This window comes from Jatrophihabitans sp. (assembly GCF_046262535.1).
Classification (GTDB): domain Bacteria; phylum Actinomycetota; class Actinomycetes; order Mycobacteriales; family Jatrophihabitantaceae; genus Jatrophihabitans.
Window position 1 is genome coordinate 1 of the sequence record NZ_JBHEMO010000085.1, and the last position, 22,024, is coordinate 22,024.

The 22,024-nt window shown below is 69.9% G+C and carries 23 protein-coding genes; 14 read left to right on the forward strand and 9 right to left on the reverse strand.

All coding sequences use genetic code 11. From position 1 onward, the window contains the following. Positions 1-174: 174 nt before the first annotated feature. The gene (locus ABR571_RS12420; RefSeq protein ID WP_409453520.1) at positions 175-618 is read left to right on the forward strand and encodes a T3SS (YopN, CesT) and YbjN peptide-binding chaperone 1; all 444 of its coding nucleotides are present in this window, start codon (positions 175-177) and stop codon (positions 616-618) included. 7 nt (positions 619-625) lie between these two features. Here the strand turns inward: ABR571_RS12420 and ABR571_RS12425 are convergent, their stop codons facing one another. Then, positions 626-997 (reverse strand): hypothetical protein, encoded by a 372-nt coding sequence (locus ABR571_RS12425; RefSeq protein ID WP_409453521.1) that lies wholly within the window; start codon positions 995-997, stop codon positions 626-628. Between the two features lie 207 nt (positions 998-1,204). On the opposite strand from ABR571_RS12425, the gene ABR571_RS12430 reads away from it, so the two are divergent. Together ABR571_RS12430 and ABR571_RS12435 are read left to right on the forward strand one after the other, a co-directional pair. Beyond that, positions 1,205-2,104, forward strand: coding sequence for an SMP-30/gluconolactonase/LRE family protein (locus ABR571_RS12430; RefSeq protein ID WP_409453522.1), 900 nt, complete (start codon positions 1,205-1,207; stop codon positions 2,102-2,104). Positions 2,105-2,179: 75 nt separating this feature from the next. After that, on the forward strand, positions 2,180-3,031 hold the full coding sequence (locus ABR571_RS12435; protein WP_409453523.1) for a phytanoyl-CoA dioxygenase family protein: 852 nt from the start codon (positions 2,180-2,182) through the stop codon (positions 3,029-3,031). 3 nt (positions 3,032-3,034) lie between these two features. On the opposite strand, the gene ABR571_RS12440 is transcribed toward ABR571_RS12435, so the two are convergent. The 3 genes from ABR571_RS12440 to ABR571_RS12450 form a co-directional block, all read right to left on the reverse strand. Then, positions 3,035-3,202, reverse strand: coding sequence for a hypothetical protein (locus ABR571_RS12440; protein WP_409453524.1), 168 nt, complete (start codon positions 3,200-3,202; stop codon positions 3,035-3,037). Between the two features lie 64 nt (positions 3,203-3,266). Next, positions 3,267-3,971, reverse strand: coding sequence for a hypothetical protein (locus ABR571_RS12445; RefSeq protein ID WP_409453525.1), 705 nt, complete (start codon positions 3,969-3,971; stop codon positions 3,267-3,269). Between the two features lie 29 nt (positions 3,972-4,000). After that, a complete protein-coding gene (locus ABR571_RS12450) occupies positions 4,001-5,278 on the reverse strand; it encodes a polysaccharide deacetylase family protein (protein ID WP_409453526.1) in 1,278 nt (425 codons plus the stop codon). A 144-nt stretch (positions 5,279-5,422) separates the two neighbouring features. On the opposite strand from ABR571_RS12450, the gene ABR571_RS12455 reads away from it, so the two are divergent. Next, complete coding sequence (locus ABR571_RS12455; RefSeq protein WP_409453527.1) at positions 5,423-5,818, forward strand: hypothetical protein; 396 nt, start codon at positions 5,423-5,425, stop codon at positions 5,816-5,818. 6 nt (positions 5,819-5,824) lie between these two features. On the opposite strand, the gene ABR571_RS12460 is transcribed toward ABR571_RS12455, so the two are convergent. Both ABR571_RS12460 and ABR571_RS12465 read right to left on the reverse strand, forming a co-directional pair. Then, the gene (locus tag ABR571_RS12460) at positions 5,825-7,000 is read right to left on the reverse strand and encodes a zinc-binding dehydrogenase (RefSeq protein WP_409453528.1); all 1,176 of its coding nucleotides are present in this window, start codon (positions 6,998-7,000) and stop codon (positions 5,825-5,827) included. Next, the gene (locus ABR571_RS12465) at positions 6,997-8,316 is read right to left on the reverse strand and encodes a cytochrome P450 (RefSeq protein WP_409453529.1); all 1,320 of its coding nucleotides are present in this window, start codon (positions 8,314-8,316) and stop codon (positions 6,997-6,999) included. The genes ABR571_RS12460 and ABR571_RS12465 overlap by 4 nt, the downstream gene beginning before the upstream one ends. A gap of 57 nt (positions 8,317-8,373) precedes the next feature. Between ABR571_RS12465 and ABR571_RS12470 the strand changes: the two genes are divergently transcribed. The 10 genes from ABR571_RS12470 (at position 8,374) to ABR571_RS12515 (ending at position 18,396) form a co-directional block, all read left to right on the forward strand. Then, positions 8,374-9,486 carry a WD40/YVTN/BNR-like repeat-containing protein gene (locus ABR571_RS12470; protein ID WP_409453530.1) on the forward strand — a complete coding sequence of 371 codons (1,113 nt, stop codon included), beginning with the start codon at positions 8,374-8,376 and terminating at the stop codon, positions 9,484-9,486. A gap of 22 nt (positions 9,487-9,508) precedes the next feature. After that, entirely contained in the window at positions 9,509-9,802 is a 294-nt protein-coding gene (locus ABR571_RS12475) for a MoaD/ThiS family protein (protein ID WP_409453531.1), read from the forward strand. 111 nt (positions 9,803-9,913) lie between these two features. Then, on the forward strand, positions 9,914-10,741 hold the full coding sequence (locus tag ABR571_RS12480) for an MBL fold metallo-hydrolase (RefSeq protein ID WP_409453532.1): 828 nt from the start codon (positions 9,914-9,916) through the stop codon (positions 10,739-10,741). A gap of 95 nt (positions 10,742-10,836) precedes the next feature. After that, the gene (locus ABR571_RS12485) at positions 10,837-11,418 is read left to right on the forward strand and encodes a TerD family protein (RefSeq protein WP_409453533.1); all 582 of its coding nucleotides are present in this window, start codon (positions 10,837-10,839) and stop codon (positions 11,416-11,418) included. Between the two features lie 17 nt (positions 11,419-11,435). Continuing rightward, positions 11,436-13,337: an FAD-dependent oxidoreductase gene (locus ABR571_RS12490; protein WP_409453534.1), complete on the forward strand. Its 1,902-nt coding sequence runs from the start codon at positions 11,436-11,438 to the stop codon at positions 13,335-13,337. After that, positions 13,331-13,846 (forward strand): hypothetical protein, encoded by a 516-nt coding sequence (locus ABR571_RS12495; RefSeq protein ID WP_409453535.1) that lies wholly within the window; start codon positions 13,331-13,333, stop codon positions 13,844-13,846. The genes ABR571_RS12490 and ABR571_RS12495 overlap by 7 nt, the downstream gene beginning before the upstream one ends. An 82-nt stretch (positions 13,847-13,928) precedes the next feature. Next, positions 13,929-14,750: a DUF2786 domain-containing protein gene (locus ABR571_RS12500; protein WP_409453536.1), complete on the forward strand. Its 822-nt coding sequence runs from the start codon at positions 13,929-13,931 to the stop codon at positions 14,748-14,750. After that, positions 14,747-15,244: a TIGR04338 family metallohydrolase gene (locus ABR571_RS12505; RefSeq protein WP_409453537.1), complete on the forward strand. Its 498-nt coding sequence runs from the start codon at positions 14,747-14,749 to the stop codon at positions 15,242-15,244. The genes ABR571_RS12500 and ABR571_RS12505 overlap by 4 nt, the downstream gene beginning before the upstream one ends. A 47-nt stretch (positions 15,245-15,291) precedes the next feature. Next, complete coding sequence (locus tag ABR571_RS12510) at positions 15,292-16,086, forward strand: hypothetical protein (RefSeq protein WP_409453538.1); 795 nt, start codon at positions 15,292-15,294, stop codon at positions 16,084-16,086. A gap of 180 nt (positions 16,087-16,266) precedes the next feature. After that, positions 16,267-18,396: a PKD domain-containing protein gene (locus ABR571_RS12515; RefSeq protein WP_409453539.1), complete on the forward strand. Its 2,130-nt coding sequence runs from the start codon at positions 16,267-16,269 to the stop codon at positions 18,394-18,396. A gap of 67 nt (positions 18,397-18,463) precedes the next feature. On the opposite strand, the gene ABR571_RS12520 is transcribed toward ABR571_RS12515, so the two are convergent. Genes ABR571_RS12520 through ABR571_RS12530 form a run of 3 tightly spaced genes read right to left on the reverse strand, consistent with a single transcriptional unit; the run spans position 18,464 to position 21,960 of the window. Continuing rightward, positions 18,464-19,231, reverse strand: a complete 768-nt coding sequence (locus ABR571_RS12520; RefSeq protein WP_409453540.1) for a 3-oxoacyl-ACP reductase — start codon at positions 19,229-19,231, stop codon at positions 18,464-18,466. A gap of 2 nt (positions 19,232-19,233) precedes the next feature. Continuing rightward, positions 19,234-20,598, reverse strand: coding sequence for an aldehyde dehydrogenase family protein (locus ABR571_RS12525; RefSeq protein ID WP_409453541.1), 1,365 nt, complete (start codon positions 20,596-20,598; stop codon positions 19,234-19,236). 6 nt (positions 20,599-20,604) lie between these two features. Beyond that, a complete protein-coding gene (locus ABR571_RS12530; RefSeq protein ID WP_409453542.1) occupies positions 20,605-21,960 on the reverse strand; it encodes a glutamine synthetase family protein in 1,356 nt (451 codons plus the stop codon). Positions 21,961-22,024 lie beyond the last annotated feature (64 nt).

The window sequence follows — 22,024 nt, forward strand, 5'->3', positions numbered from 1 at the left end:
CCTGGACCAGCCCCACCGGCCACACCTACCGCGCACCACCAGGCCACTACGACACCCCCCGACCAGGCCGGCGAACCCCCGCCGTTCGAGGGAGATCGTCGAGACCCCGTCGTACCTGCCGGGCGAAACTGTCAGACCGTCGCGCGATGCTGTCGGCGTCGAGAGGGGAACGCTATGACCGAGCGCATGTGGATCAAGTCGCACGTCGAGCTGCTTCTGCAGCGCGAATGGGACGTCTGCCGGGTGGTGGCCGACAGCGACGGCGACTTCCCGTTCCGGCACGGCACCGCGGCCTGCTACGTCTCGGTCCTCGACACCGAGCCGGCGATGGTGCGCGTCTTCGCGCATGCGGCCTTCGGGTTGAAGCCGACGCTCAAGCTGCTGCGCGAACTGAACGACATCCAGCACCGGTCGCTCAGCGCGCGGGTCGAGGTGCGCAACGATGTCGTGGTGGTATCGCAGACGCTCAGCCCGCTCGGGTTGACCCAGCCGGTGCTGGCGCAGGCGATGGACGCTGTGGCCACCGTCGCCGCCGACGTCGGCATCCTGCTCGCGGGCATGTTCGACGGCCGCACCCCGTTTCCGGCCGTCGTGCCGGACAGTGAGGACGCGCCCTGACGCCCCCTCAGCGGGTGACGGGCCGGGACTCGGCTCCGCCGGTCACCGCGCGCAACACCGACCCGGCCATGCCGAGACCGCGGAAGTTGCGCGCGATCGCCAACTGGACGACGTCGACACCGTCCTCGCCGCGATCCAGGATCAGTAGGCCCGCTTCGACGCCGTCGGCGATCACGATCTCGTAGCTCGCATCGGGGTGCGCAGCCTCGAGCTGGTGACGCCGCGCGCGGTATTGCGCGTCGAGAAGAACCGTCCGCACATCGGCCGGCAGGACCCACAGGTCGTCGCGCGATTCGGCGAAGAGGTTGCGCAGATATTCGTCGTCAGCCGGCGTCGCCGCCCGACGGGTCACCGTCGCCACTTCCGTCAGCATGGTCATGCCGACATGCCCTCCATCGCCGCCGACCCGCCGTTCGGACCGGCGCCAGTCAATTAGTTGAACGTACGAAGATCACGGGCGATACGTTTCACACTCGATCAAGGTCTTTGGTCCCGAGCCCGACAAATGCGCCGACCGTGATGTAACGGGTCGGCGGTCGGACATGCTGGATGCGCCACCGCTGATCGCAAGGAGGCTCTCGAAACCGTGCGCCGCTACAGCAGCCGACCGGTCACCGCCGAGCCCGACGAACACGCCGAAGGCCCGTGCTGGGACGCCCGCACCGGCCGCCTGCTCTGGATCGACCAGTACGCCGGGCTGGTGACCGTCGGCGACTTCGACCCCGCCGCTGTGCAGGTGAAACCGGCGCGCACCTACCCCCTCGGCTCCCCTGTCGGCGCCGTCGTCCCGAGCCGCGCGCTCGGCGGCGGATGGCTGACGGCCAGCGCGCAGGGCTTCGCCCACCTGGCCGAGGACGGCGCGGTCACCCCGCTCGCACAGCCCGAGGCCGACACCCCGGCGCGGACCCGGATGAACGACGGCAAGTGCGACGCGCTCGGCCGGTTCTGGGCCGGCAGCATGGCCTTCGACACGACCGAGGGTGCGGGCTCCCTCTACCGGCTCGACCCGGATCTCACGGTGACGGTCGCGCTGCGCGGTGTGACCATCTCCAACGGGCTGGCCTGGTCTTCCGACGCAACGCAGCTGTACTACATCGACACGCCGACCCAGCGGGTCGACCGGTTCCGGATCGCATCCGATGGCACGCTGCACGACCGCACGCCGGTGCTCGCCATCGAGGACGGCTTCCCCGACGGAATGTGCATCGACGACGAGGGCTGCCTGTGGGTCGCCGTCTGGGGCGGGCACGCCGTGCGCCGGTATTCCACGCAGGGCGAGCTGCTGGCCGTCGTCGACGTGGACGCCGCGCAGGTGAGCAGCTGCTGCTTCGGCGGACCGGACGGCCGCACGCTGTTCATCACCACATCCCGGGAGGGCTACGGCGCCGCCGAGCTGGCGGCCGACCCGCACGCGGGCAAGGTGTTCTGCGCCGCCGTCGACGTGTCGGCCCCGCCTGCGGCCGCTTTCGGCGCGTCCCCGTCCTGAGACGGGGCGTGCATCTGGCTTTCCAACGTTGCAAACTAGACAGATCACCGGCGGCCCGTCTCGCGGAGGAGCTACATGACGACCAAGGAATTCCCGTCCTTTCCGGTTGCCGGCTCCGAGTACGATCTCGAGCCGATCGTCCGCGACATCTACACCGACGGCATCACGGCGCTGAAGGGCGCGTTCTCCCGCGGATGGGTCACTCAGCTCGGCGAGGACGTTCTTGCCGCCTTCGATGAGGCCCGCTCCCGCGAGAACGGGGCCATCGGGCGCGGACCGAACCGGTGGTACGTCGAGGTCCACCCGGAGGCGTTCCGCGGGTTCGTCGAGCTCGTCGACCATCCATGGGTGCGGACGGTCAGCGAGGCCATCCTGGGCCCGGACTACCGGATCGTGGAGATCGGCTTCGACATCCCGTTCCCAGGGGCGATGTACCAGCCGTGGCACCGCGACTTCCGCTCGCCGCGCGAGACGACCGAGGAGCACCGACTGACCTCGTTGGCCTTCAACCTCACCACGGTCGACACTGAAGAGGACATGGGCCCCTTCGAGATCGCCCTGGGCACGCAGTTCGACGACCATCCCGACTTCGACCACGGGATGTTCCCGCCGAAGTCGTTCTATCCCCGCTACGAGGAGCGGGGAGTGCGCAAGTACCCGAAGATGGGCGACATCTCGGCCCGCTCGGCGCTGACGATCCACCGGGGCACGAAGAACCACTCCGAGAAGTTGCGGCCGGTGGTCGTGCTCGGCATGGACGGCCCGGAGGCCAACAACAGCGAGCATCACGACCTGGCGGTCACCCGGCCGTACTGGGAGAACCTGCCCGAGCGCGTGCGCCGGCACCTGTCGTGCCCGATCGTCGACGAGCTGACGCCGATCACCCAGAAGCACGATATCGAGGGCCTCGTCATGGGCGAGGCCTGAAACCTACGGTTCGGTGTTGACCCGCGCTGTGCCGCCGGCCCGCTTCGCCTTCAGCTGCTCCATCGCGTCGGCGATCTTCTTACGGTTCTCCGGCTTGCTGGCCTCGCGCTGCGCCACCTGAACGAGCTTGCCGAGGATCCCGATCTTCACTGCCTTGCTGATCAGTCCCATAAGTTCTCCAATCGATTCCTGACGGTTTACCCGAGCCTACGTAGATCTCACGTCCGTCCGTCCGTTACCCGCCGTTCGTGGCGGCCGGGAAGATCGGCAACAGCGGAATCTTGCGGTTGATCTCCCGCGTCTCGGCCAGCGTCTCGCGGGCGACCTCCAGTTGCTGCTGCTGGATCTGCCGCGACGCGCGCAAGGTGTCCAGTGTCTGGACGGCCACGGCCAGTGCCGCCTGGCCGGTGGTCAGCGTCTGCCGGGCAACCGTCAGCGTGGTTTGCGCGATCTCGACCCCGGCGCGGATGGCGCGAACGACGCTGTCGACCTTTCCTTGGAGCTGCTGCAGCGGTCCCAGCGAGGCCACAACGCGACGAACGGTATCGAGCACAGCCGTCGTCTGATCGACCAGCTCACTTGTGTGATCAGCGGTCGTCCGGGCGAGCGTCTGGGATTCCCTGGCCACCGTGAGGCCTTGCTGCTGGATCGCCAAGGACTGCTCGGTCACCTTCAGCTGACTCGTCGTACGCACCAACTGACGGCGCAGGGTGGCCACGGTCTGCCCGATGCCGATTTTCGACCCGTGCAGGTCGGCCCGGACGTGGGCCAGGTCATCGCGCGCGCCGCGGGCGGGACCGAACAGCAAGGCCGAGACGGCGGTGATCGCCACCGCGACGATGACCAGGACCGCGACGATGCGACGCTTGCGGCTCAGCATCGGCCCGCTGTCTACGTCGGCCCATCCGCGGGTCGGGTGGGGGCGGCTGGGCTCGGGCATGGCTCATCCTTCGGGTCGGTTCACTATCTCTATCCCGTTCCGGCCGGCGGGATCACATAGGCGAACCGGTCGACCGATGCGACGCTCGACACTCCGTAGGCGGTCGTGACCCTGATGTCGACGAGGCCGGCGGCGTGGGCCGGAGCCGTGATGTAGATCGTCCCGCTCGACGAGACCTGCAGGGCCGTACCGGCCACCGTCCCGAAGCGCACCCCGGTGACGGACACGAAGTTGCTGCCGGTGACCCGCACCCGCACCCCGCCGGCGACGTCCCCGGCATTCGGGCTCACGGCGGTGACGACCGGCGGGGCCACGTAGCGGAAGGTGGCGGCGGCAACCGGTGCCGACGTGCCGACCGTCGTGGTGACGCGAACCCCGACCACTCCGGCCGCGTGGGCCGGCGCCGTGACGGACAGGCTGGTCGACGACGAGACGTGCAACGACGTCCCCGCCGTACTGCTGAACGTCACCTTGCGCACGCCCCGGAAATCCCGTCCCGTGATCGTGACCCGCGTGCCGCCGGAGGTCGGGCCGGACCGCGTCGAGAGCGCCGTGACCGAGGGCGGCTTACCGTGCGCGTAGAGGTCCACGAACATGTACCCGTGCGACCGGTAATAGCTGATGATCGCCGGCAGCGCAGCCACGGTCGCCGGGTTCCCGCCGGGCTGGTTGTGCATGAGGATGACCGGGTGCGCCTGGGTGCCGCCCGCGATCGCGCGGCTCTCTATGCGGTGGACCCAGTAGGAATCGCCCGACCCGGCCGCCTTCCAGTCCTCGGTGTCGACCGACCAGTTCCACACCCACATGCCCCGGCTCTGCGCGAGCTGCAGCGTGTCAGCGTTGTAGTTGCCGTAGGGCGGCCGGAACAGGCAGGGCTCGGCGCCGGTGATGCCGGCCTGCTCGGCCCGCTCGCGATCCATCTCGCTCGCCTGCCCCGTCCGGCTGAGCAGCGGAAGGCTGGCGTGGTCCCAGGTGTGGTCGCCGAGGGCGAACCCGTAGGACTGTTCGCTGCGTACCGTCGAAGGCAGACGCGCCTCGTTCACGCCGAGGTTGAAGAACGTCGCCGTCACGTGGTTGGCCGCGAGGATGGTCATGATCCGGCCGGTGTCGCGCCCGGGCCCGTCGTCAAAGGTCAGCGCCACCGTCTTGGCGGTGATCGCCGGCGCCGAACGGTGGACCCCGTAACCGGCGCCCGGGCAGGCGGTCACCGCTCCCGCCGGCTGGATCGGCAGGATCGCCAGCCCGGCCAGCGGTAGCAGCGCGGCCACCCCGAGCCTGGAGGCCAGCGATGGCCGACGCGACGACACGGAACCCCCAACCCGACCCCCGACACGGCGAAGATCCAGGGCGGAATCTACCTCGGACGGTCCTGTTCTTCGGGGACATCCGGCCAGATTCCGCTAAGCGGGGAGCAGACTGGGTAGCCCTTTACCGAGACGACCGGACTCACAGTGAGGAACACCGAAATGAGCTTCATGGACCGCGCCCGGGAAAAGGCCGACGAGCTGGCCAAGAAGGCCAAGCCGATGGCTGAGGACCTGGCCAGGAAGGCCAAGCCGATGGCCGAGGACCTGGCCAAGAAGGCCAAGCCGGTTGCCCAGGACCTGCGGCAGAAGGCCAAGCCCGCCGCCGAATCGCTGCGCGAGCGCGCCGGCGCCTTCGCCCAGAACGCGAAGAAGTCCCGCGACGGCGGCGGGGCCGGAGCCGGCGACGCCACCGTCGGCCCGACCGCGGCCGGCGCGACCCCGACCGGCGCGACGCCCGCCGGCCCGACTCCGTCCGCACCGGATCCCGCCGAGCACATCGACGTTCCCACGGTCAACGACCAGGGCGAAGGATCGGTCTGAGCCGCGTCAGAGGGAGACGGGCCGCGGCTCGGTCGCGTCGCTCCTCGGGTCGATGAGGATCTTCGCGTGGGTCTCGGGGTCGGCGAGCGCGGTGAACGCCTCGTCGACGCCGGCCAGGCCCACTGAGCCGGTGACCACCGGCGCCGCCTTCACCTTGCCGTCGGCGAGCAGGTGCAGCGCATTGTGGAACTCGATCGGCGTGTAGCCGAGCACGAAGCGCAGGTCGATCTCCTTGTTGATCGCCATGACCGGCCGGATCCGGTCGGGCTGCATGCAGACGCCGACAACCACGACACGAGACGCGAGCGGCGCCCCAGCGATCAGCTGGTCGATCACCCCGGGGACGCCGACGCACTCGAAGATCACCGGATGCTTCGGCGTTGCCGCGCCAAGGGCCTCGGCCGCCTGGTAGATGCGGTTCCACGGCACGAGCGGGATCCGGCGCAGCTTCTCCATCGAGCCGACGGCCAGCTCGAAGAGTTCCGGAGCTCGTTCGATGTGGCCGTGCCCGGCTGTGCGCTCGAAGGGCGACTCGACCGCGGGGTCTACGACGACGTCGGCACCGCAGGCGGTCGCGAGCGCGCGGCGACCGGCGGAGAAGTCGCTGGCCACGACCGTGCGGACCCCGCGCGCCTTCAGCATCGCGATGACGGCCAGTCCCACCGGTCCGCAGCCGATGACGACTGCCACCTGGCCGCGGCCGATCTGGCTCCGGTTGACCGCGTGCAGCCCGACGGCCATCGGCTCGGTGAGCGTGGCCAGCTCGGTCGAGAGCCCGTTGGGCACCGCGAAGGCGAGCGATTCCTCGACCAGGATCTGCTCGGCGTACCCGCCCGGGGCGGCCGTCGACAGACCAGTGGGATGGACCGCCGATCCGTTGCGCAGCAGCGGGAACGCGACCACGCGCGTGCCGGCGCGGAACCGGCTCGTGCGCGGGCCGGACTCGAGCACCTCGCCGCAGAACTCGTGGCCCAGGACGACGGACTCGCTCGACCGGAACATGCCGTCGTAGCCGACCTCGGCGGTGATGTCGGCGACCTCGTCGCAGTGGTGGCGCGCGTGCAGGTCGGAGCCGCAGATGCCGCAGCGCAGGACCTCCAGGAGCAGCTGCCCGCGGGCCGGCCGCGGTGACGGCAGGTCGACGACCTCAAGCTTCGCGTCGGTGCACGTGACTGCTCTCATCGGACTCCTCCGGCGGTGGGCGTGACGCTCGCCGTTCCCAGTCGGACGGGCAGGGACGCCCAGCCGCGAAGCACCCGGGTGGGCCGGCGCGCGCCCGGCCCGGCCGCGGTGAGGTCGGGGAAGCGGTCGAACAGGGTGCGCAGGCCGACCTCCCCCTCGGCGCGGGCCAGGGCCGCCCCGAGACAGAAATGCCGTCCGCCGGAGAACGCCAAGTGCCGGCTCGCGTTCTCGCGGCGCACGTCGAAGGTGTTCGGATCGGCGAACACGGCCGGATCGCGATTCGCGCCGGCCAGGGTCATGACCAGGAAGGAGTCCTTGGCGACGGCGCGCCCGGCGACCTCGACGTCGCGGTTGGCCACGCGTCCGGTCAACTGCACCGGCGACTCGAGGCGCAGGATCTCGTCGACGGCGTTGGGCCAGCGCTCGGGCTCCGCGCGCAGGATCTCGAGTTGGTCAGGATGGTCGGTGAGCAGCCGCACCCCGTTGCCGAGCAGGTTGACCGTCGTCTCGAAGCCGGCGGCGAGGACGAGCCCGGCCGTCGCGCGGATCTCTTCGTCGGTGAGGTGCTGACCGTCGGCACTGGCCTGGATCAACTTGCTCATCAGATCGTCGCCGGGTTCGCGGCGCAACTTGGCGATGTGCTCGCCGAGCCAGCTGTCGAAGGCGACCAGGCCGCGCTCGACAGTCAGGAACTGCCGGTACGGCAAGGCGAAGTCGAGACTGGGGGCCACGTGGTCGCCGAACTCGAGGACGAGGTCGCGATCGGCGTCGGAAACGCCGAGGATGTCGCTGATGATCGCCACGGGCAGCTTCGCGCAATACCGCTCGACGATGTCGACCGGACCGCGCTGGGTGCTCAACTCGTCGAGCAAGCGGTGCGCGACCGCTTCGATGTCGCCCCGCATCGCTGCGACGGCGCGCGCGGTGAACACCGAGGACACCAGCGTGCGGTAGCGGGTGTGCGTCGGTGGCTCGACGGAGAGCAGCGACGGCGGCTCGAGCGGGTGCAGGGCGCCGGTGCGGGTGTTTCGTTCGATCCACTGCAGGCGCGGCAGCACGCTGGCGCTCACCGAAGTGGTGCGGAAGTCGTCCGACCGCAACACCGAGTGGGCGACGGCGTGCGACGCGCTGATGAAGCCGAGCCGCGTGGGGCTCAGGTCGCCACGCGCGCGGATCTCCTCATAGATGGGGTACGGGTTCTCGCGTACCGACGGGTCAGAGATCAGCCGAGCCTGCGGATCGCCCTGGGCCGCCCATCGCCGCGTGGCGAACCGGCCCAAGCCGTGCAACACCACCCACCGCGCCCTCATCTTCATGCCTTCACTCTGGCAGACGGTCTGGACGGTCGTTCCCGACCGTCGTAGTTTCGACCGATGAGCGGCGTACGGGTGCTGGTCGGCACGCGCAAAGGTGCATTCGTCCTCACGTCCGACGAGCAGCGACGCGACTGGGACGTACAGGGCCCGCACTTCCCGGGCTGGGAGGTCTACCACCTCGCCGGATCGCCGGCCGATCCCGACCGGCTCTACGCGTCGCAGTCGACCGGCTGGTTCGGCCAGCTCATCCAGCGCTCCGACGACGGGGGGCGGACGTGGGAGCCGGTCGGCAAGGACTTCTCCTACGCCGGCGTGCCCGGCACCCACCAGTGGTACGACGGAACGCCGCATCCCTGGGAGTTCGCCCGCGTGTGGCATCTCGAGCCGTCGCCGACCGACCGGGACACGGTGTACGCCGGCGTCGAGGATGCGGCCCTGTTCCGCTCGACCGACGGCGCCCAGACCTGGGAAGAGGTGCGCGGGCTGCGGGAACACGGATCGGGCTCGCACTGGCAGCCCGGCGCCGGCGGGATGTGCCTTCACACGATCGTCCTCGATCCCACGAACGCCGACCGGATGTTCGTGGCGATCTCGGCGGCCGGCGTCTTCCGCACCGAGGACGGCGGCGCGACCTGGCAGCCGGCGAACAAGGGCCTGCTCTCCGACGGCATCCCGTCCCCGGCCGCCGAGGTCGGCCACTGTGTCCACAACCTGGCCATGCATCCGTCCCGGCCCGACACGCTGTTCATGCAGAAGCACTGGGACGTCATGCGCAGCGACGACGGCGCCGATTCGTGGGAGGAGGTCAGCGGCAATCTGCCGAGCGATTTCGGCTTCCCGATCGGCGTGCACGCGCATGAGCCGGAGACGGTGTACGTCGTGCCGATCACCAGCGACTCGCACCACTTCCCGCCCGAGGGGAAGTTGCGGGTGTACCGCAGCCGCACCGGCGGCGGCGAGTGGGAGGCGCTGACCAACGGACTGCCGCAGGAGAATTGCTACGTCAACGTCCTGCGCGACGCCATGGCGATCGACTCGCTGCCCGACTGCGGCGTGTACTTCGGGACGACGGGCGGGCAGGTGTACGCCTCGCCCGACTCAGGTGACAGCTGGTCGGCGATCGTCCGCGACCTGCCCTCGGTGCTGTCCGTCGAGGTGCAGACGCTGTGAGCGACGCCTACGGAGCGAGGCTGTGAGCATCCGGGTCACGCTGCCGGCTCACCTGCGCCAGCTCGCGAAGTGCGGGCACGAGGTCTCGGTGGACGCCGAGGCCACCCAGCGGGCCTTGCTCGACGCGATCGAGCAGACCTACCCGGCGCTGCGGGGAACGATGCGCGACCCGGCCACCGGCCAGCGGCGACCGTTCGTCCGGTTCTTCGCCTGCGGCGAGGACCTCTCACACGACTCTCCGGACGGCCCCCTTCCGGACGCCGTCGCCGCCGGGAAGGAGCCGTTCATGGTCGTCGGCGCCATGGCTGGGGGGTAGCAGGGGCAGCGTGCCACGGACGCGCGGAGCGCATCCACAGCTCGGGACCCGTTCAGAATGCGGGTGGGTTGGGCACGGTCTACGGTGCGGGGTTGACGTCAGGAGCTAACAGTGCGATTGACTTTTTACGGAGTTCGCGGGTCGACGCCGTCCTTCTGTGAGGCGAACCAGCGCTACGGCGGCAACACGGCGTCGGTGGTCCTCGAGGAGGAGGGCGAGGAGCCGATCCTCTTCGACCTCGGCACTGGGCTGCGCCCGTACGGTTCGACCTGCCCGATGGACGGCACGTTCGCGGCGACCGCGTTGGTCACCCACATCCACTGGGACCATGTGCAAGGTTTGCCGTTCTTCGCTCCGGTCCACGTCCCCGGCGCCCGCCTCGATGTGTACGGCCCCCACCAGGAAGAGGGTCCCCTCGGCGAGGTGTTCGGCGACCTGATGCGGCCGCCGTATTTCCCGGTACGCCCGGACGAGCTCGGCGGCGACGTCCGCTTCGTCGACGCCACCCGCGACACCTTCGTCGTCGGGTCGCGCAAGGTGATGGTCCGCCCGGTGCCGCACAAGGGACCGACGGTCGGCTACCGGATCGAAGGTGCCCACGGCAGCGTCGCCTACGTCTCCGACCACCAAGCCCCGCTGTCCCTCGACACCGTCGACGAGAGCGTCCTCGAACTGGCCGACGGCGTGGACGCCCTCATCCACGACTCGCAGTACACGCCGGCTGAGTTCCAGAAGAAGAAGGACTGGGGGCACTGCACGCTCGACTACGCGCTGCTCGTCGCGCGAGAGGCGAAGGCCAAGCGGCTGATCACGTTCCACCACGACCCCGCGCACTCCGATGACGATCTGGACCGGTTGACGGCCGAACTGCAGGATTCGGCCAAGGAGTCCGGCGTCGAGGTGCTGGCCGCCCACGAAGGCCTCGTCCTCGACCTCTGAGCCCGCCCCAACCGTCCCGTGTCGACGTGCGTACGCTCGACCGAGGAAGATCGCGGCGCCGTAGCGCGCGCTCGGCTAGCGAAGGGTAGAGCCTCGTGTCGGTCACGCTCTCCAAGGGCGGGAACGTCTCGCTGTCCAAGGAGGCGCCCGGGCTGACCGCGGTGGTCATCGGGCTCGGGTGGCAGGCGCGGACCAGTTCCGGCGCGGATTTCGACCTGGACGCCTCGGCCCTCATGCTCGGTCCGGACGGCAAGGTGCTGTCCGACGCCCACTTCGTCTTCTTCAACAACCTGAGCAGCCCGGACGGCTCCGTGGAGCACTCAGGCGACGACCTGACCGGTGGCTCCGGACAGACCGACGACGAGCAGATCAAGGTCAACCTGCTCACCGTGCCCGCCGAGGTGCAGACCATCGTGATCGCGGTGTCCATCTACGACGCCGACAACCGCCGCCAGTCTTTCGGGCAGGTGCGGACGGCGTTCATCCGCGTCGTCAATCAGACCGACGACCGCGAGATCACCCGCTACGACCTCACCGAGGACGCGTCCACCGAGACCGCGATGATCTTCGGCGAGCTGTACCGCCGCGACGCGGAGTGGAAGTTCCGGGCCGTGGGTCAGGGTTACAGCGACGGGCTGCGGGGCATCGTCCGCAACTTCGGCGTCAACGTCGCCTGAGCGCGCATCATGTCCTGATGGACGCGCGGCGCCGGCTCGACAGCGAACGCGAGCGGCTCACTCGAATTCTCGTCGCGGCGTTTCCATCTGCGTCACCCGCGCGCATCACCGACAGCGTCCAGACGTTGATCGCCTTCGTCGATGCGTTTCCACCGTCCGCGCGGCGCGTCGTCCGGTTGAGTTCGTGGCTCCACGGGCGTCGTCGAGCGACACGCATCCCAGCGGTGGCCCGCATCGCCCGGCTCTGCCTCGATCTCGCGGTCATCGCCTATTACGAGCAGCCCGCGGTGCGGGCCGAGGTCGGGTACGAACCTGATCCCTGGATCGCCGAGCGAGCCGCGGAGCGGGAGGCACGGTGGTCTCCGGAGATCGCTGCTCATGGCCGCGTGGTGATCGAGCCTGCACCGTTGCGCCCGCGAACGGACAGCCCTCATCGGCCGACGGGGTCGATTGTTGCCGGCAGCACCATGGACGGGCCGCTGGAGGTCGACGTCGTCGTCGTGGGCTCCGGCGCAGGCGGCAGCGTCGTCGCCGCTGAGCTGGCCGAAGCCGGACTGTCGGTGGCCGTGCTCGAGGAAGGCGACCACCACCGCACGGAGGACTTCACGACGGCGACGCTCGACATGCTGCGGTTGTTGTACCGCGACGCCGGGGCGTCCTCGACCCTGAGCCGAACGCCCGTGCAGTTTTCCGAGGGGCGCTGCGTCGGCGGTTCCACCACGGTAAATGGCGCGATGGCCTTCCGTGCGTCCGAGCGGGTGCTACGGCGGTGGGCTGACTCGGCCGGGTTGCCGCGCTTCGATCTTGAGACCGAGTACTCCCGGGTCGAGCGCTTCCTCTCAGTAGCGCCGCCGGACCCGCACTCACCTGGACGTGATCAACACCTGTTGCGGGCCGGCGCTGCACGGCTCGGCTGGCGGACGATCGAGAACCAGCGCGCGCAGGTGCACTGCATCGGATGCAACGTCTGCGTCTGGGGCTGTCCGACCGGGGCGAAGCAGTCGACACTGGTGTCCTATCTGCCCCGTGCGGTCGCGTTCGGCGCCACTGTGTGGACCGGTTGCCGCGTGGACCGTCTTCTGTTCGCGGGCAAGCGGGCGACCGGCGTGACCGGTCGACTGACGTCGACTGGCGACCCGTTCACCGTCCGCGCTCGCCGCGTCGTCCTCGCGGCGGGCGCGGTGCAGACGCCGGCGCTGCTGCAGCGCTCGCACATTCGGACGCCGTCCGGTCAGGTCGGGCGCAACCTCACCCTCCATCCCGGCGCGGCAGTGACCGCGCTGTTCGACGAACCTGTCCAGGGCTGGCGGGGAGCGCATCAGAGCTACCAGGTGCGCGAGTTCGAAGATGACGGCGTCATCCTCGCCGCCGTGAACCTGCCGCCGTCACTCGCGGCGCGCTCGCTCGGCCTGCGCGGAACCGCGCTCGAGCAGGCGATGGCCGACTATCCCCGGATGTTGACCGCGGGGGTGCTCGTCGAGGACACCGGCGCCGGACGCGTGCGGACACTGGGCCGTGAGGACGTGGCCGTGACCTACCCGGTGACGCGGCGAGACGGCGACCGCATCGTGCGCGCGGTGACGCTGCTGAGCGAGGCCCTGTTCGCGGCCGGCGCCCGACGGGTGCACCTGCCGATCGACGGGACGTCGCCGGTCGACAGCATGGACGCGGTGCGTCGCTGCACCGGGGCGGTCGCGCCGCACCGACTCGAGTTATCGACCGTCCACCTGATGGGGACGGCCCGGCTCGGCGCCGATCCCATGGCGTCGGTCTGCGACCCGCTCGGCGCCGTCCGTGACACCGACCGCCTCCTCGTCGCGGACGCGAGTCTCTTCCCCGGCGCTGTCGGGGTCAATCCACAACTCACCGTCATGGCCCTTGCCACGCGGGTTGCCGGAAGGATCATCGACGAATGGTGAACACACTCCCCTCGCCGGCCTACCTCGACCTCGTCCGCCGACCGCCGCCGCTGCGGCGGCTGATGTTCGAAGGGCGAACCCCGTCCACGGACGCGCTGGCCGGCTCCCAGTTCCGGGGCACGAACCTCACCGGCACCGCGCGCGTCCTCGGCCTTCGCCGCTTCATCAAGGGATTCGAGCGGGCCGCCGACGGCACGCTCACCGGATACAACCGGCGGGTCCGCGGCGCCGAACTCGCCAGTCCCTGGACCGCGAGCCCGTGGCGCGGGCAGGAACGGTTCGGCTTTTACTCCGTCGATCCGGTCGACCCCGAGGCGAGGGACAACGCCTACCTCCACGCCCTGCTCCTCGACTACAGCCTGGGTGACAACCCGCCCCGTGACCCGTCGAAAGTCCTGCGTGACTATCTGGTCCAACTGCCCGACAGCGAAATGCTGCTCGGTCACGCGTTCGCGGCGATCGGCCCGTGGCGCCGTCCCGTCGGATACTTCCTGCTCGAGCGGATGTAGCGCGGGCGGTTGTCCACAGTGGCTGCCGGAAGTGTCCGCCCGCCGGGTGAGAATGGGTCGAACACTCACGAAAGGCGCAGGCGTGACAGAGGACAAGTACCTGACGAAGCTGGCCGCCTTGTTGCGGCAGGCCGAGTCGACCGAGAACGAGCACGAGGCCGAGGCATTCATGGCCGCGGCCCAACGGCTCGCGACGGCGACGTCGATCGACCTGGCCGTCGCCCGGGCGCACGCCGCGCGCAAGGAACGGCGCGCCGCGCCGATCGCCAAGCGCATCGAGATCGGGCCGCCCGGCAAACGAGCGCTGCGCACCTACGTCCAGCTCTTCCTCTCGATCGCCCGGGCCAACGATCTCACCTGCGACCTCGCCGGCAACTCCACCTACGTCATCGCGTACGGTTTCGAATCCGACATCGAGGTGTGCGAGGCGCTCTACGCGTCGCTGGTCGTGCAGATGGTGCGCGCGTCCGACGCCTATCTGCGCTCCGGGGCCTACCGGCGCGAGGCCCACCCTGTCGACGAGCGCGGACCCGACGGTCGGTGGCGCACCGTCCGCAAACCCGTGCACGGCATCACCGCGCGGATCAGCTTCCAGACCGCGTTCGCCGGCCGCATCGGCGAACGCCTGGCCGAAGCCCGCGAGCAGGCGACGACCGAAGTGCTGAAGATGGCCGCGGCGGAGATGTCGTCGACCACGGGCACGCAGCTGGTGCTGCAGGAGAAGGCGCTCGAGATCTCCGACTTCTACAGCCGGACGTCCACCGCCCGGGGCAGCTGGCGCGGATGGGAAGGTTCGGGACGCTCGTCGACGCTGGCGGAGCGAGCCGGGCGCCGGGCCGCCGATGCCGCACGCACGACGTCGGCCCAGGAGCTGCCGGGCCGGCGCCGCGCGCTGCCGTCGTGACGGCGCGCGACTCCTCCCGGTCGCGCCTGTACGAGGCCGAAGGCGTGCTCGCCCGGATGATCGACCGCCGCGACGACTTTCCGGTCGCCGAAGCGTTCGGGTCGCGGGTCACGGTGCCCGAAGACCGCAAGTTCGGCGACATCGACTCCGTCCAGCGCTACATCGACGCGGTGCTCGCGCTCGCCTGGGTCCGTCGTGGTGCGCCGGACCGGGCGGCGTTGCCGGTTCGCGTCCGCGCGCGGGCCGGGGCGACCAAGGCAGAGTACGAGTTCGCCACCCATACGATCGCCGTCCCGCCGCATCGTGTCGGCGGGCGTTGGGCCATGCGCGAGCTGGTCGTGCTGCACGAGCTGGCCCATCACCTCGCCCCCGACGCCGGGCACGGGCCCGAGTTCGCGGCCCAGCTGCTCGAGCTGGTCGAAGAACTCGTCGGCGTCGAAGCCGCGTTCCTGCTCCGTTCGAGCTTTCTGGACGCCGGCATCCCCATCGGCTGAGCGTGTTACGGCGCGCGACACGCGCACCGCCATGCAACCATGGCCGTGTGCTGAGGAGGCCGCTGCTGCGCGTGTCGACCGGCGCCGCGTTGCTGGGCACGTCCGCCCTCGCGCTGCTGGCTTCCGGGACTGCGACCGCCGACGCCGCGCCGCGGTCATCCTGCGTCATATCGGGAAGTGTCAGCCCGACCGTCGTCCAGCGCGGCGAGAACGTCACCGTGACGGCCGCGGTGCGCTCCAGCGGCGGAATCTGTCGCGCCGGGTCCTTCGAGGTCACTGGCGGACCGTTCGTCCTGCGAACGACCGAGATCTTCAACGGGACGGGCAGCTGCGCGATCACCTTCGGAGCGTTCGACGGGCTGTCGGGGATCGACGTCGTCCTGTCGACCGGCCAGCGCCAGCGGATCGGCACGGTCACTGTGCTGTCGCCCACGCCGACGCCCGGCACCACGAGGACTGTGGTCAGGCGCACGGCGACCGTGACCCCTCCGGCCCCGGCCGCTTCCTCCGCAGCCGCCGCCGCTTCGTCGCGGGCGGCCGCCGCAGCAGCCAGCGCCTCGCGGGCGGCGGCCACATCGGTGCGAACCTCGACCGTGACGAGTACCGCGTTCCCGGGCGACAGCGAAACGCCGTCGACCCCCGCCGCCGGGTCCGGCATGGGCACGCCGGTCGCCGCCAGCGCGTCGGCCAGCGGCTTCTCGGTCAACGTGCGAACCGACCCCAGCGGGGGCTCGTCGGTCCCCCTTCTGCCCCTCTTGATCGCTTTGCTGGTTCTGGCCGGTTTCGTGACGGCGGCGGGCCGGTTCGTCTACGCCCACATCCACGAGGAACTCCAGGCCTAGGCCGGCCTTTCGCGTCACCACCCCTCAGACCGGCGGTTGGTACCCGAGAAATGTACGTACAGCCACCCTTCGTACTCCTTCCTCGCGAGACCACTCTGGTCTCGCGGTACGGATGCGGACTGGCCGCAGCCGACCTCGTCGCGGCGAGCCTGTCGCCGCGCACCACAGGGGGTATGAACCATGCGCACACGTTCACCGGCGATAGCGCTCGCCACAACCGGACTGCTGGCGGCGGCGCTCGCCGTGGTCGCGGCGTCACCGGCCGCAGCGGCCACCCAGAACCGCGCGATCAGCTCCTCCTTCTCGGGCAGCGTCGATCCGCACGTCAACTTCAACACCACGGCGGTCTGCGACGACTGCTACCCCGACTTCGCCGGGCCCGGCCCCGGCAGTTGGGCGTTCGGGGCAAGCGTCGACACCACGGTCACCGACCTCGAATACGCCGGTGCAGCGTCGACGGCAGTCAGCTACGACGACAGCCTGCTGCGCCAGGGCCAGACCGTCGCGGTAACCGACACCCTGACGCCGGGCGCCGGCCTGGTCACCGCGAAGGGCTCGATGCTCGTCCAGTACGGCGTCTACCACGATGCGTCCGGAGGCACCGATTTCTCGCCGGCCGGAACACTCACGCCTGGGAACGTGCCGTTCACCGCCAGCTTCCCGTGCTCGATGCCGCTGCCCGGCGACGCCCCGGTCACCTGCAACTCCTCGCCGGTGAGCGTCCCCGTCGCGACCATCACGGTGATCCCGGCCGTGTTTCCCGTACCGGGCTTGAGCATCGTCCTCTCGGTCAACGTCACCGTGTCGGTGACGATCTCCGGGGACGGCGTCGCCACCCTGCGTTCTGTGCAAGTGGTCGGCGGGAGCGCCCCTCAGACGGCGCAGTTGAACTTCGGTGGCTCGAGCCCGTCGACACTGGTCGATCCGGCGCACCTCTCGTGCACCCAGCCGGCCGGCAATGACGTGAGCTACGGCTTCACCCATACTGCCTACGCTCCCGGCGTGGACCTGACGACGACGACGGCGGTCCACTTCGAGGCGACGGTCACCGACGTCCCCATCCCCGTGCCGCCCTTCCTGGTCGACCAAGGCCTGTTCGGCGGCGACCTGGGCTCGGTGACCAACCCGGCCCGCGGACTGACCCTTCCGGTGACCGCGCCGGACCAAGCCGTCACCCTCGGCACGCTGGCGAAGAACAACATCCCGCCGACCGTGGATTCCGGCGGCGACTACAGCGGAACGCAGGGCGCGCCCGTGGTCTTCGACGGCAGCGGTAGCACGAGCGTGTGCGGAGCCCCGACTCTTCGGTGGGACTTCTCCGACGGCGGTGTGGCCTTCGGCGCGCGCCCCCAGCACACGTTCAACGGCAGCGGCGTCTACAGCGGCCAGCTCACCGCGACCGACGCCACCGGGCTGACCTCGACCACGAACTTCAGCGTCGACATCGCGAACCTGCCGCCGGCCGTGACAGCCGGCCCGGACACGAGCGCGGTCTGGGGCGTCAACGTTGCCCTCAACGGGGCTGCCACCGACCCGGGCTCGGACGACCAGTCCACGCTCACCTACAGCTGGGACTTCGGCGACGGCACGCCGAGTGCGACCGGCGGCGCGCACGTGCTGCACAAGTACTCGACGCCGGGCAACTACACCGCGACACTCACCTCGTGCGACCGGCACAACGCCTGCGCGTCGGACACCGCTGCAGTCACGATCCGCAAGCGCAACGTCACGGCGGCCTACCTGACCGACACGACGGGGACGTACAACACGGCCGGCGTGCTCAAGGCGTCGCTGACCGACGAGCTGGGCAATGTGGTGGCCGGGCGGACGATGTCGTTCAGCTTCGATTCCGCTGCGGTCGGAGATGCGGCGACGAACTCGCTGGGCTTCGCCAGCCGGTCGTTCACGCCGACGACCGACGCGGGGACGCACTCGGTCGGGGTCAGCTTCGCCGGTGACACGCTGTACAACAGCTCCTCCGACAGCCGGAGCTACGTCGAGTCGCTCAAGGGGACGGCGGTCGCGTACACCGGTGCGCTGAAGGGTGGCGCGAACAAGACGGTCACTCTGAGCGCGGTGCTCACGGACGCGACCGGACTCGCGCTGTCCGGCCAGTTGATCACCTTCCGCCTGGGCACGCAGACGGTGGCGGCGACGACGAACGCCACCGGCGTCGCGTCCACGTCGCTCAAGCTGAACCAGAAGAACGGCACCTACCCGCTGACGGCAACCTATGTTCCGGCCGGCGTCGACGCGAACCACTACGTCGGCAGCGCCGCGTCGGTGTCCTTCTCGCTGCAGGTGAAGTAGCAGTATCAGTTGATCTTGTGCAGACACGCGGGCCACAGCCCGCGTGTCTGCACAAGATCGCGTCAGTTCAGAGGGGCGTGACGTAGGCGGCGCTGATCCCGCCGTCGACCAGGAACGTCGACGCCGTGATGAAGGACGCGTCGTCGCTGGCCAGGAAGGCGACGGCGCCGGCGATCTCGTCGGCCTCGCCGAAGCGTCCCATCGGGATGTGCACCATGCGGCGCGCGGCCCGGTCGGGGTCCTTGGCGAACAACTCCTGCAGCAGTGGCGTGTTGATCGGGCCGGGGCACAGCGCGTTGACCCGGATGCCTTCGCGGGCGAACTGCACCCCGAGCTCGCGGCTCATCGCCAGAACTCCGCCCTTGCTCGCGGTGTAGGAGATCTGCGACGTCGCCGAGCCGAGTACCGCGACGAAAGACGCGGTGTTGATTATCGACCCGCCGCCGGCGCTGCGCATGTGCTCGATGGCGTACTTGCAGCACAGGTAGACCGAGGTGAGGTTGACGCGCTGCACTCGGTCCCACGCCTCGAGGCCGGTGTCGAGGATCGAGTCGTCGTCCGGCGGTGAGATCCCGGCGTTGTTGAAGGCCACGTGCACGCGGCCGTAGCGCTCGACCGCCTGCTCGAAGACCACCTTGACCTGCGCCTCGTCGGACACGTCGGCCTGGACGAACTGGCCGCCGACCTCGGCCGCCGCCTTCTCCCCCGCCGCCGCGTCGAGGTCCACGCACACGACGTTGGCGCCCTCGGTGGCGAAGCGGCGCGACGTGGCCAGGCCGATACCCCCGCCCGCACCCGTGACGACTGCGGTCCTGCCCTCCAGCCGGTTCGACATCGCTACTCCTTCGTCGAGATGAAGACGTTCTTGGTCTCAGTGAACGCGAACGGGGCATCGGGTCCGAGTTCGCGGCCGAGGCCGGAGGACTTGAAACCACCGAAGGGCGTCCAGTAGCGCACGGAGGAGTTCGAGTTCACCGACAGGTTCCCGGACTCGATTCCCCGGCTGACCCGCAGCGCGCGGCCGAGGTCGCGCGTCCAGATCGAGCCGGACAGCCCGAAGTCGCTGTCGTTGGCGATCCGGACCGCGTCGGCCTCGTCCTCGAACGGCACGACGGTGACGACCGGCCCGAAGATCTCTTCGTGCAGCGTCCGATCGCGCGGGTCGCGCGGCGTGAGGACGGTGGGCGGGAACCAGAAGCCGGCATCGGTCGGCGCGCTGCCGCGGAACGCGACGTCGCTGTCGTCCGGGACGTAGTTGGCGACGCGGTCGCGCTGGGCGGCGCTGATCAGGGGGCCCATCTCCGACTTCTCGTCGGACGGGTCGAGCACGGCGACGCCCTTCACGGCCTGCTCGAACAGTTCCATGAACGGGTCGAACACGCTGCGCTCGACGAGGACGCGGGAGCGGGCGCAGCAGTCCTGGCCGGCGTTGTCGAAGGCGGCGTACGGCGCTGCGGCTGCGGCCGCGGCGAGGTGCGCGTCGGCGAAGATCACGTTCGCGCTCTTGCCGCCGAGCTCGAGGGTGACCGGCTTGATCCGCGCGGCGCAGCCGGCCATGATCTGCCGGCCGACCTCGGTCGAGCCGGTGAAGACGATCTTGGCCACGTCCGGGGAATCGACGAAGCGCTGACCGACGACGCTGCCCTTGCCCGGCAGCACTTGGAACACGTCCGGCGGGATGCCGGCCTCCAGCGCCAGCTCGGCCAGCCGCATCGCCGTCAGCGGCGTGAGTTCGGCGGGCTTGAGGACGACGGTGTTCCCCGCCGCCAGCGCCGGCGCGAACCCCCATGACGCGATGGGCATCGGGAAGTTCCACGGGACGATGACGCCGACGACGCCGAGCGGTTCGTGGAACGTCACGTCGATGCCGTCGGCTACCGGGATCTGCTGGCCGATCAGGCGTTCCGGCGTCGCCGAGTAGTACGCGATCACGTCGCGGACGTTGCCGGCTTCCCACCGCGCGTTGCCGATCGTATGGCCGGAGTTGGCCACCTCGAGCCGGGCGAGGTGCTCGCGGTCGCCGTCCACCACCTCGGCGAAGCGGCGCAGCAACCGGGCCCGGTCCCCCGGCGACACCGCGCGCCAGGCCGGCAAGGCGGCGCGGGCCCGGGCGATCGCCGCGTCGGTCTCCTCCGCGCCGAGCAGCTCGACGCTGGCCACCGTCTCCTCGGTCGCCGGGTTGATCACGTCATGTGTGGTCATGGCTTCCTACATCCGCTCGAATCCGCGGACCCGCTCCCAATCGGTGACGGCCGCGTCGAAGGCGGCGGTCTCGACGCGGGCCGCGTTCACGTAGTGGTCGACGACGGCGTCACCGAAGGCTTCACGGGCGAGGCTGCTGTCCTTCAGCAGCGCAGCGGCTTCGTGCAGCGTCGTGGGCACCCGGTCGAAGTCGGCGTCGTAGGCGTTCCCGGCGAACGCCGGCTCGAGCTCGAGGGCGTGATCGACGCCATACAGGGCCGACGCGATCATCGCCGCGACGGCGAGGTAGGGGTTCACATCGCCGCCCGGCAGCCGGTTCTCGTAGCGCAGGCTCGACCCGTGCCCGACCACCCGCAGCGAGCACGTTCGGTTGTCGTAGCCCCACGCCACCGCAGTGGGCGCGAAGGTCGACGGCTGGTACCGCTTGTAGGAGTTGATGTTCGGTGCGTAGAAGTAGCTGAGCTCGCGCAGCCCGGCGAGCTGGCCGGCCAGGCAGCGCTCGAAGTCCTCCGAGACGCCGCCGTCGCGGTCGCCGGCGAACACCGGCGTCCCGTCGGCCGTGCGCAGCGAGAGGTGGATGTGGCAGGAGTTGCCCTCGCGCTCGTTGTACTTGGCCATGAAGGTCAGCGAACTGTCCTGCTGGGCCGCGATCTCCTTGGCACCGGTCTTGTACAGGACGTGGTTGTCGCACGTGGTGAGCGCCTCGTCGAAGAGGAACGCGATCTCGTGCTGCCCCGGGTTGCACTCGCCCTTCGCCGACTCGACCTGCATGCCGGCGTCGCGCATCCCGAGCCGAATCGCCCGCAGCAGGGTCTCGACCCGGCTGGTGCCGAGGATGGAGTAGTCGATGTTGTACCGGTTCGGCGGTGTCAGCCCGCTGTAACGCCTGTCCCACGCCTCCTCGTAGGAGTCCTCGAACACGATGAACTCCAGTTCGGTTCCGACGTAGGCGCTCCACCCGCGCTCGGCGAGGCGGGCGAGCTGGCGCTTCAGGATCTGGCGCGGCGACTCGGCCACGTCGGTGCCGTCGAGCCACTGGACGTCGGCCAACAGCAAGGCGGTGCCCGGTTGCCACGGCACGGCCCGCAGCGTGTCGAGGTCGGGGATCATCGCGAAGTCGCCGTAGCCGCGCTCCCACGACGAGATCGCGTAGCCGTCGACGGTGTTCATGTCGATGTCGACGGCGAGCAGGTAGTTGCACCCCTCGGTGCCGTGTTCGAGCGTCGTGTCGAGGAAGTAGCGCGCGTCGAGCCGCTTGCCTTGCAGCCGGCCCTGCATGTCGGTGATCGCGAGGACGACGGTGTCGATGGAGCCGTCGCCGACTGCGGTACGCAGCGCGTCGATCGTCATGGGAGCTGGCATGGCGGAACACCTCTCGCAAGAAGGTACGGCCACCATACCTTCAGGATGGCCGGGGTCAATGGTC

Bases quoted from the DNA above. Each gene is read 5' to 3' on its own strand.
- ABR571_RS12420 (WP_409453520.1), top strand. From the start codon at position 175: ATGACCGAGCGCATGTGGATCAAGTCGCACGTCGAGCTGCTTCTGCAG.
- ABR571_RS12425 (WP_409453521.1), bottom strand. From the start codon at position 997: ATGACCATGCTGACGGAAGTGGCGACGGTGACCCGTCGGGCGGCGACG.
- ABR571_RS12435 (WP_409453523.1), top strand. From the start codon at position 2,180: ATGACGACCAAGGAATTCCCGTCCTTTCCGGTTGCCGGCTCCGAGTAC.
- ABR571_RS12440 (WP_409453524.1), bottom strand. From the start codon at position 3,202: ATGGGACTGATCAGCAAGGCAGTGAAGATCGGGATCCTCGGCAAGCTC.
- ABR571_RS12445 (WP_409453525.1), bottom strand. From the start codon at position 3,971: ATGCCCGAGCCCAGCCGCCCCCACCCGACCCGCGGATGGGCCGACGTA.
- ABR571_RS12460 (WP_409453528.1), bottom strand. From the start codon at position 7,000: ATGAGAGCAGTCACGTGCACCGACGCGAAGCTTGAGGTCGTCGACCTG.
- ABR571_RS12465 (WP_409453529.1), bottom strand. From the start codon at position 8,316: ATGAAGATGAGGGCGCGGTGGGTGGTGTTGCACGGCTTGGGCCGGTTC.
- ABR571_RS12470 (WP_409453530.1), top strand. From the start codon at position 8,374: ATGAGCGGCGTACGGGTGCTGGTCGGCACGCGCAAAGGTGCATTCGTC.
- ABR571_RS12490 (WP_409453534.1), top strand. From the start codon at position 11,436: ATGGACGCGCGGCGCCGGCTCGACAGCGAACGCGAGCGGCTCACTCGA.
- ABR571_RS12495 (WP_409453535.1), top strand. From the start codon at position 13,331: ATGGTGAACACACTCCCCTCGCCGGCCTACCTCGACCTCGTCCGCCGA.
- ABR571_RS12515 (WP_409453539.1), top strand. From the start codon at position 16,267: ATGCGCACACGTTCACCGGCGATAGCGCTCGCCACAACCGGACTGCTG.
- ABR571_RS12520 (WP_409453540.1), bottom strand. From the start codon at position 19,231: ATGTCGAACCGGCTGGAGGGCAGGACCGCAGTCGTCACGGGTGCGGGC.
- ABR571_RS12525 (WP_409453541.1), bottom strand. From the start codon at position 20,598: ATGACCACACATGACGTGATCAACCCGGCGACCGAGGAGACGGTGGCC.
- ABR571_RS12530 (WP_409453542.1), bottom strand. From the start codon at position 21,960: ATGCCAGCTCCCATGACGATCGACGCGCTGCGTACCGCAGTCGGCGAC.